At 58.9% G+C, this 7,827-nt stretch carries 6 protein-coding genes; 5 read left to right on the top strand and 1 reads right to left on the bottom strand.

The window, feature by feature from the left end:
• Positions 1-555, bottom strand: a 555-nt coding sequence (locus ABIQ96_RS06445; RefSeq protein ID WP_348213743.1) for an HNH endonuclease, incomplete at its 3' end; no start/stop codon positions are given.
• A gap of 161 nt (positions 556-716) precedes the next feature.
• On the opposite strand from ABIQ96_RS06445, the gene ABIQ96_RS06440 reads away from it, so the two are divergent.
• From ABIQ96_RS06440 to ABIQ96_RS06420, 5 genes are all read left to right on the top strand, one after another.
• The gene (locus tag ABIQ96_RS06440) at positions 717-1,142 is read left to right on the top strand and encodes a hypothetical protein (protein WP_348213742.1); all 426 of its coding nucleotides are present in this window, start codon (positions 717-719) and stop codon (positions 1,140-1,142) included.
• A 348-nt stretch (positions 1,143-1,490) separates the two neighbouring features.
• A complete protein-coding gene (locus tag ABIQ96_RS06435) occupies positions 1,491-3,248 on the top strand; it encodes a YHYH protein (RefSeq protein WP_348213741.1) in 1,758 nt (585 codons plus the stop codon).
• Positions 3,249-3,257: 9 nt separating this feature from the next.
• Positions 3,258-4,988, top strand: coding sequence for an MbnP family protein (locus ABIQ96_RS06430; RefSeq protein WP_348213740.1), 1,731 nt, complete (start codon positions 3,258-3,260; stop codon positions 4,986-4,988).
• Entirely contained in the window at positions 4,985-6,490 is a 1,506-nt protein-coding gene (locus ABIQ96_RS06425) for a sulfatase-like hydrolase/transferase (RefSeq protein ID WP_348213739.1), read from the top strand. The genes ABIQ96_RS06430 and ABIQ96_RS06425 overlap by 4 nt, the downstream gene beginning before the upstream one ends.
• Before the next feature lie 117 nt (positions 6,491-6,607).
• A complete protein-coding gene (locus ABIQ96_RS06420; RefSeq protein WP_348213738.1) occupies positions 6,608-7,609 on the top strand; it encodes a beta-ketoacyl-ACP synthase III in 1,002 nt (333 codons plus the stop codon).
• Positions 7,610-7,827 lie beyond the last annotated feature (218 nt).

Here is a 7,827-nt window from a genome sequence, read left to right as displayed (position 1 = left end):
AGTCACGCAGGCTGGTGCGAGACTACGAGGTGAAAACAAGCCATTCGGAATCGATGATCTACCTGTCCATGAGCAAGAGAATGCTCGCCAGAATCGGCTGATAGATAATTTTAAGACAGCCTCTGAGATTTCGAAGTTGTTCAGCAGTTTTTTGAGCGATTGAAAGCCTTGTTCGTTGAGCGAAAAACCCTGAGCTTTCTCTACCCAGTAGTCTGCAATCTGGTCAGATACGTGATCCTCGAGGTCGAGTAATCCCTTCTGCCACTCGAACATGAGTTCGATCTGTTCCTTGCGTTCTTGGAGTGCTTCGAGTTGCGCCCGCTGCTTGTCGATGACAGGGGAGTCTGATAGTTCCCTGTCTGATTTTCCGCTGTTACAGTCCTCGCATGAAGTGGTGAGATTCAGAAGATCATTGGTACCGCCCTTGGAAGTTGGCTGAATGTGATCAGCATTTAGCAGCACATCCGGAGCTTTTCGCCCACAGTATTGACAGGTGAACGAGTCGCGTTTGAATACCTCGAAACGGATCTTCTTTGATAGCGACTTTCGAGCCATTTTTAGGAGAATGTTATTGAAAGGAACGCCGCATTTGCAGTGGTTGAACCGCACGTTGTATAACCGCGCAAACGTGGCATGAAAGAATGTTTTCGCGGAGCTTTCCCGCCAGTCTTACATTTCCAGAGATTCTGGCCATCGTCGCTTCCCGATGTCGACAAATGATCACCGCTTTCGTCGCGAGGACCGCGCGGTGCGCTGGCAGCGGATTGCTGCCTACATCGCGGAGCACCCGGAGAATCTCCCCATCCCGCTTGCGAATTTCGACCGCCGGCTCTCCGGGGGGCGCGTTCATCCCCCAGGGTGTCGATGTCACCTCGCACGAGCCGAACTATTACTACACCCGCTTGGGCGAACTGAAGCTGGAGATGCTCGCGGAAGCCGCGAAGGACGCACGCGCCCGCGCCGAGAACATCCTCAACTCGGCCGGCAACACTGGCGTGGGCAAGCTGGTTTACGCGGATATGGGCACCATCAATATCAACGCCGCCAACTCCACGGAAACTTCGAACGAGGGCAACAACGATACCTCTTCGCGTGACAAGGACATCATTACCATCATCCATGCCGAGTTTGAGGTAAATTGATTCCCGCCGCACGGATCATCCCTGCGGATGAATCGGGAGAATGCTCTCCCAGTGGAGCAGAAGGCCGTAATCTCGTTGGGATACGCCAGCATTCCTAACCGAAAGGGACGCTTCCGGTTGATCGAGTGTCCGAAAGTGTTGCTCAAGTTCGCGCAGTGGCAGGTGAGCTGGTTTCGTCCGGCTGGGGCGAATGAAACGGGTGAAGTTTCGATGCCGCTGGCCGGTCCGCAGGCGGATTTACAAGTTCTTAACAAATTTGTGAGAACCTCCTCACGCGCATTTCACAAAAGCAGCGTTTCATGGTCGCAAGTTCCGGGACCGCGGAACGCAATCCAGATCAAAGGCCCGATGAAAACCCTCCCCATACTGCTCCTTGCCGCCACTGCTGTTCCTTCGAAGGCTGACCCGCAACTGACTTCGTGGTACACCGCGGATTCCAGCCAGTACGCGCGTCTCTATCAGAGCACTGCCGACGAGACGGCGGGCACGGTTTCCAAAACGTGGAGCCGCGGCACCGGTATCCAGAGTTCTCCGACCTACGCCGGAGTCAGCAAGATCGCCTATTCGACAAGCTGGGTCTATATCCGTGCGACCGGCCTCGCGAGCCACATCATGGGGCCGTGGTATCTTGATGCGGCGAAGACGTCGAATTTCCCCAATTTCCCCTCCAACAACGCGAAAATCTATCGGATCCCGCGGGTGCCTTCGGTTCCCGCATCCAAGACCCTCACCGGACTGGGAGCCACCGGTTGCATGGTCAACGGAGTTTCGATGTTCGACTCGCGCGACGCGTTTTCCTACGTCAGTGCCAGCTCCACGGATGCGACTCCTGTCAATGGTCTAACGGGCTACGGCGTGTGGAACCGCGATGGCTATCACAATGAAAATGTCACCTTCGATCCCGCGTTCGCCCATCAGGCGGGAAACAACTACCACTACCATGCCCAGCCCATCGGCTTGCGCTATCAGCTTGGCGACCATGTGAACTACAATTCCACCACCAACCGCTACACCGAAAGCACCGCCGCGGTGACCGCGCACTCGCCGATCCTCGCATGGGCTGCGGATGGATTTCCGGTTTACGGGCCCTACGGCTATTCCAGTCCGCTCGATCCCAACAGCGGCGTGCGGCGGATGGTTTCGGGCCACGTCCTCCGCAACGGCAGCTATGGAACCACCAATCTAACTAGCACTGGACGGACTACGTTGCCGCCGTGGGCGCAGCGGATCCAGACTGTCGCGTTCAAAAATGGGCCGGGGGTCAGCACGACCTATGCGCTCGGCCATTACATCGAGGATTTCGATTTCCTCGGTGATCGCGGTTACACCCAGGGCGTTGATTTCGACCTCAATGAACAAAACGTCCGCTGGTGTGTGACACCGGAGTTTCCGGCGGGAACCTATGCCTATTTCACTACTATCAACGCGGACGGCACTCCGGCCTATCCCTACACCACCGGCCGCCAGTATTATGGCAATCCGACCGGCGGCACCACTACCATCGGCGAGGCCGTCACGACGTTCTTCGATGGTGGATCTAACAAAATTGAAACATCAAAACAGCCGGCCGTGAATACCGTCAGCGGAAACGTAACCGTCACCTGGAGCGCGGTCGAGGGCGGCACCTATCTGGTCGAAGCCTCGGACGATTTGAAAACCTGGCCCGATCTCACTCCCGCCGTCACCGCCACGGATGATGTGGCCGCTTTCACCGAAACCGGCGCGAAGAACAGCCATTCGAATCGTTTCTATCGGATGTCGCGGACCTCGCTCGCCTCCTTCGACAGCTATGGATTCGACTACACCGCCAGCGGAGGCGGCACCACCACCGCCGTCGCTCCCGGCGGCAGCGCCGCGCGGGGGACCACCGTCACCGTCACGATCACACTGCCCACGACGCCGCCGAATCCTCCCGCGAACCTGGTCCCGACCACCATCACCCTCGGCGGAACGATCACCGGGACATCGATTTCGCGGCCGAGCGCAACCACCGCGCAGGCGACTTTCGTCATTCCGGCGAATGCCACGACTGGCGCGCAGAACGTGGTCGTCACCTTCACTCCCGCACCCAGCTACACGTTGACAGGCGGGTTCACGATCAATTGAGTCGTTGTGATGAAACTCCATCGATGGTTCCTATCAGCCGCCGCGATGGCCTCGCCGTTGTTCGCGACGAATCTGGAGGTCACCATCGAGCCGGTGTTCAACGGCGAACCTCTGCGCCTCGACTCACTGCGTTATGAGACGGCCGCGGCGGAAACCATCTCCGTCACGCGGCTGAGTTATCTATCGAGCGGATTCGCCTTGGAGCGTGACGATGGGAAATGGATCGAGTTTCCGGAAAGCATCGCGTGGATGGATGCGGCGACCCGGCGGAATACCTATCCACTCGCCGATGTTCCGCCGGGGCATTACCGGTCGCTGCGCTTTTACATCGGTCCGGATGCTCAAACGAATGCCTCCGATGTCTCGAAGTATCCCGCCGATCACGCTCTCAATCCGAACCTCGACGGCCTGCACTGGAGCTGGCAGGGAGGTTATATTTTCATGGCGCTTGAAGGTCATTTCCGCACGGGAAACACCACGCCGGAGGGGTACGCGCTTCATCTGGCCCGCGATCCCAACCGCACCCGCATCAACCTGACCGTTCCTCTCGATCTCACCCATGACGCCGGAGTGTTGATTCATTTTGACCTCGCGGCGTTGTTGAACGCGCCGCGGCCGCTTTCGTTTGGAAAGGACGGGACGGCGACACATTCACGCGACGGTGATCCCGTCGCCGTTTCTCTAACATCGAATCTGCCGGGAGCCTTTCGCGTGAACAAGGTGGCGTCGGTCGAGACCACTGCGAGGAAGCTGCCTCCCGTCACGCCGATCGATCTGCCGGAAAAGTTCACGCCGTACCGTTTCACCATGAGCCGGACATTCCCCGTTCCCGATCTGCCGCGGGACAATCCGCTCATCAATGAACGGGTGGCGCTCGGCGAAAAGCTATTTCATGAAAAAGCCCTGTCGCGCGATGGCTCCATTTCGTGTGCGTCCTGCCATCAGTCTGACGCAGCCTTCACCGACCGGCTTCCTGTCAGCAACGGAATCGAAGGCCGGAAGGGCGACCGCAATGCCATGCCACTTCTCAACCTCGCGTGGAAAAAGGAATTCTTCTGGGACGGCCGTGCGAAATCCTTGCGCGAGCAAGTGCTGATGCCAATCCAGGATCATCGCGAGATGGACGAATCGCCGGAGCATATTTGTGAAAAACTAACAGTGGATCAGGACTACCTTCATCTGTTCCAAGCCGCCTTTCACTCGCCCGGAATCACTGCGGAAAAGATCTCGCTCGCTCTCGAACAATTCCTTCTCACCTTGAGTGCCAGGGATTCCAAATTCGACCGTGCGCTTGCCGGCAAAGCCGAGTTTTCCGACGAGGAAAAGCGCGGTTTCGAACTGTTCATGACGGAAAACGAACCCCGCACCGGCCAGCTCGGCGCGGATTGTTTCCACTGCCACGGCGGTCCGTTATTCAGCGATCACCAGTTCCACAACAACGGTCTTGAAGGCGACGAACCCGGTCGCGCCAAGGTTACGGGGCTTCCGGGCGATCAAGGGAAGTTCTCCACCCCGACATTGAGGAATGTTTATCTAACCGCGCCCTACATGCACGACGGTCGCTTCGCGACGCTTGAGGAAGTGGTGGAACATTACAGCAGCGGCATCCACCGCAGCGGGACGCTCGATCCCAACATCGCCAAGCATCCGGAGAAAGGCCTCAATCTCAATACCGCGGACAAGGCCGCTCTGGTCGCGTTTCTTAAAACCCTCACCGACGTGAAGCCCTCCGGACCATGAAAATCCTCATCCTTCTGGTGTCGGTCGCCACCGCTTGCGCTGGAAACAATGTGCTGCTGATCATCGCGGACGACTTCGGTGCGGACAGCCAATCGCTTTACAACACCACCGCCGGAGCCACCGCTCCGACGCCTAACATCAACGCGCTGGCCGCCAGCGGCGTTCGCTTCACCAACGGTTACGCTTGTCCCGTTTGTTCGCCGACGCGGGCCTGCCTGCTGACGGGAAGGTTTGGATTCCGCACCGGAGTGGGAGAGGTGATTTCCGCGGTGAACTCCCTAACATCCGCCGAGCTGACCCTTCCCGAGGTCATCGCGCGGAACTGCGGCCTCGGCATCCAAAGCGCGTTGTTTGGCAAATGGCACCTCAGCGACGGCACGCCCGCCGCCGTGAAGGATTTTCCTAACACCATCGGTGGCTGGCCCCACTACGCGGGTTCCACCGCCGGGGCCCTGACCAGCTACACGAGCTGGCTCAAGACAACCAACGGCAGCAACGCGAACACCACCACCTACGCCACGACCGATCTCGTCAACGACGCCGTCATGTGGATCAACGCCCGCAACGCCGCGAATCAGCCGTGGCTCGCATGGGTCGCCTTCAACGCGCCTCACACGCCGTTCCACGTTCCGCCGACCAACCTTCACGGTTACAGGGCGAATCCCGCCACGAATCTTTTGAAATACCGCGCGGCCGTCCCGGCGATGGACACGGAAATCGGACGCTTGCTTCTATCTGTTAATGCCGCCACGACGGATATCATTTTCATCGGCGACAACGGGACGCCGGGGCAGGTCATCCAGCCGCCCTATGGCAGCACCCACGCCAAGGACACGTTGTATGAAGGCGGCGTCCGCGTGCCCTTCATCATCAGCGGTCCGAGCGTGACGGCCGCCGGCCGGACCGACGCATCGTTGGTTCATGTGGTCGATCTGTTCAGCACGATGCTGGAAATGGCCGGAGTTCCCCTGCCGACGGACGTCACCCTCGATTCCAAAAGCCTGAGGCCCATTCTCGCCAATCAGGGCGATGATTCGCGCAACCGGCTCTACATCGATCAGTTTGACCAAAGTGCCGTCACCACCGGAGGTCGCGTGATTCGTGACGACCGCTACAAGTTGATCCGTTTCAACAGCGGCAACGACGAGTTTTACGACATTCTAACAGACCCTGCGGAAACCACGAATCTTTTTGCCGGAGGCCCCGCCACCATGAGCGCCACCCATCAGGCCCGCTACTACCGTCTTCGTTTCAATCTCGGAGGCTACACCGCCGCCGCCACGCCTTCCGCGTCGGGCCATGGCATCGATGCCGGCGGATTCTGGCTAACAGTTCCGGAAAATGCCGCAGCCACCCAGACGTTGGGGCACAGCACGGATCTCGACTTCTGGTCTCCAGCCACCAACGCCACCCGGAGCGGCGCCGGAGGCAATATCACGTTCACGGTGCCCCCTCCACTGCCTGAAAATGGCTTTTTCAGCGTGCTGACGGAGCAGTCTTGATGGCGGGGCGATGAGAATCCGGGGTTGGCAAGGCGGGTTCCTTCCGCAGGTTCGGGAGTCCCCGGAATTTCACTTCGCGCTTGTGGCAGGCGGGTGGGGATTCCAATGTCCCGCCGCATGAGTGAATTGACGCCCGCCATCGAGGTCTGCATCGCAGGGACCGGCAGTTATCTCCCGGAAAAAATCCTGACCAACGCCGAACTCGCCGCACGCGTGGACACCAGCGACGAGTGGATCGTTTCCCGGACCGGAATCAAGGAGCGCCGGATCGCCGCGGACGATGAGTTCACCTCGCACATGGCGACCAAGGCGGCCCAGCGGGCACTTGAACAAGCAGGGCTCGCCGCCGAGGACATCGAGTTGATCATCGTCGCGACGATCACGCCGGACACCCTGACGCCGGCGACCGCCTGCTATGTGCAGAAAAATCTCGGAGCCTTCCGTGCGGTGGCGTTCGACATTTCCGCCGCTTGCTCGGGATTCCTCTACGCGATGAAAATCTCGAAGCGCCTGATTTCCGATGGGGCCTTTAAGAACGCGCTGATCATCGGTGCCGAAAAACTCTCCGCCGTGACGAACTGGGAAGACCGCGCGACTTGCGTCCTGTTCGGCGACGGAGCCGGTGCCGCCGTGTTGCGCGCCGCCAAACCCGGCGAAGGCTCGATCCTTGCCACCGAGATGGGAACCGACGGAAATCTCACCCATCTCCTCAATATTCCCGGCGGCGGATCGGCCTGCCCGATCACCAGCGCCAACGTCGGCGAGCACCTTTTCGCGCTCACCATGATGGGCAAGGAAGTCTTCAAACACGCCGTCAACCGCATGAAAGAGGCGGCGGAAAAAGTCATCGAACGCGCCGGATTGCAGCCCGAGGACATCGCCTGCGTGATTCCGCATCAGGCGAATTTGCGGATCATCGATGCGATCGCCGACCGTCTCGCGGTGCCGAACGAGCGGGTTTTCGTGAATCTCGACAAATACGGCAACACGTCCGCCGCCGCAGTGGCCATCGCCCTCGATGAGGCGAACCGAACCGGTGCCTTCAAGCGCGGCGAGCACATCGTGCTGGTGGTTTTCGGGGCCGGTCTGACGTGGGCGGCCGCCGCCATCCGCTGGTAACCATCCGGCGGGCGATTTGGAAATCGTTTGGAAACAAGGGGTTCCACCGTGATTAAAAATGAATCAATCTGGCTTGTTTTGCGTCAAGCCTACCTGGAATACCCCGCGAAATGGTCTTTTGAGAGTTGACGGAAGAGTGACAATTCTTAGGGTTTTCCATGTCAAAAATTCATCGTTCTCAGCAGTCACATTACTGAAAGTTGAGAAATTAGCCGCCC

This window comes from Luteolibacter sp. (assembly GCF_039920825.1).
GTDB lineage: Bacteria > Verrucomicrobiota > Verrucomicrobiia > Verrucomicrobiales > Akkermansiaceae > Luteolibacter.
The sequence above is the reverse complement of the archived record's forward strand: the minus strand, read 5'-3'. Positions and strand labels throughout refer to the sequence as shown.